Origin of the sequence: Mesorhizobium sp. M7A.F.Ca.CA.004.04.2.1 (assembly GCF_004022825.1) — a bacterium.
Classification (GTDB): domain Bacteria; phylum Pseudomonadota; class Alphaproteobacteria; order Rhizobiales; family Rhizobiaceae; genus Mesorhizobium.
In genome coordinates, this window is sequence record NZ_RZPH01001220.1 from 1 (window position 1) to 1,578 (window position 1,578).

The following is a 1,578-nucleotide window of genomic DNA, read 5'->3' on the forward strand; positions in this document are numbered from 1 at the left end:
CCTCGTCATCGGCAGTTGTGTCGCGGTCGGTGTGGAACGTTCGGAGGTCGAAAACCATGTTTGACGAGAATGAGCGTCTGGCCAATCAGGAAGCGCATTGGCTGATCGACGAATTCGGCGCCGAGGCACCGCTCTACGCCGCGATGAGGGCCGAAAAGGCGATAGAACAAAAGGATTTCGCGCGTTGCGCCCGCTGGAAGCGTATTCTGGAGATATTGGACGAAAGTCCTGCCGCTAAGTCTGCTGGTTCCAAGTATTAGATTTTCTAATTTGCACGGCGTCGATTTCGCATGAATGCTATTTTTGCCGATTCTTCATTCTTTTATGAGACTTGGCGGTCCGTTGGGGGACGCGGTTAAAGAGATACATCGACACAAGTCTTCGCTGGGGTGGAGGATTTTGTCGCAAATAAGGTGAAAGAATTGTCAAATATCGATGATAAGACCGTTATCGAGCTGACGGCCGATATTGTCTCGGCCTATGTAGGCAACAATCCGCTTCCTGCTGCCGGCCTGCCTGAGTTGATTGCCAGCGTCAGTGCTTCGGTTCGCAAGCTCGCTGGTGCAGTTGTCGCGGAAACTCCAAACCTGGTTCCGGCAGTCAATCCGAAGAAGTCGGTGTTTCCCGACTACATCATTTGCCTTGAGGACGGAAAGAAGTTCAAGTCGCTCAAGCGGCATCTGCGGACCGACTACGGCCTGAGCCCGGACGATTATCGGGCCAAATGGGGCTTGCCGCCGGACTATCCGATGGTTGCGCCAAACTACTCGGCGACGCGATCGGCGCTGGCAAAGTCGACGGGACTTGGCCGCAAGCCGGCAGCAGCGCCGGCCGCTGTCGCCAAGGCAACGAAGCGCAAGGCGACTGCCTGAGAGCAGGCAAGCCACTGTTCGGCTGCTTTGACGACGCCCTCGCTGGCGTCGTTTCGAGGCCTTGTGCGGCCAACTGGCCGGCAAGGCCTTGCGAAGCGTTGATGTCCGGTGCAAAAGCGCGGCCATGCTGATCATCAACGACCTATCGCTCCGCATGGCCGGACGCCTGCTTCTCGACCATGCTTCGCTGACCTTGCCGGCCGGCACCAAGGCCGGCCTTGTCGGCCGCAACGGTACCGGCAAGACGACGCTGTTCAAGGCCATCACCGGCGATTTCCCGTCCGAGACAGGCTCGATCAGCCTGCCGAAGAGCACCCGCATCGGCCAGGTGGCGCAGGAAGCGCCGGGCACCGAGGACGCGCTGATCGAGATCGTGCTCAAGGCCGATCTCGAACGCACGGCGCTGCTCGAAGAAGAAAAGACGGCGACCGATCCGCACCGCATCGCCGACATCCATATGCGGCTGGCCGATATCGACGCGCACTCAGCCGAATCCCGCGCCGCCACCATTCTCGCCGGCCTCGGCTTCGACGACGCTGCGCAACGGCGTCCGGCCTCGTCCTTCTCCGGCGGCTGGCGCATGCGCGTGGCGCTTGCTGCGGTGCTGTTTGCCGAGCCCGACCTGCTGCTGCTCGACGAGCCGACCAACTATCTCGATCTCGAAGGCACGCTGTGGCTGGAAAACTACGTTTCGAAATATCCGCAC

Annotated in this window: 3 protein-coding genes; all 3 read left to right on the forward strand. The window is 59.9% G+C overall.

Annotated elements, in window-relative coordinates:
• Positions 1-260 (forward strand): hypothetical protein (locus EN893_RS33195; protein ID WP_245490949.1); only part of this gene is annotated, 260 nt, incomplete at its 5' end.
• A gap of 162 nt (positions 261-422) precedes the next feature.
• Positions 423-872 (forward strand): MucR family transcriptional regulator, encoded by a 450-nt coding sequence (locus EN893_RS33200; RefSeq protein WP_127268153.1) that lies wholly within the window; start codon positions 423-425, stop codon positions 870-872.
• A gap of 124 nt (positions 873-996) precedes the next feature.
• Positions 997-1,578, forward strand: a 582-nt coding sequence (locus tag EN893_RS33205; RefSeq protein WP_164901356.1) for an ATP-binding cassette domain-containing protein, incomplete at its 3' end; no start/stop codon positions are given.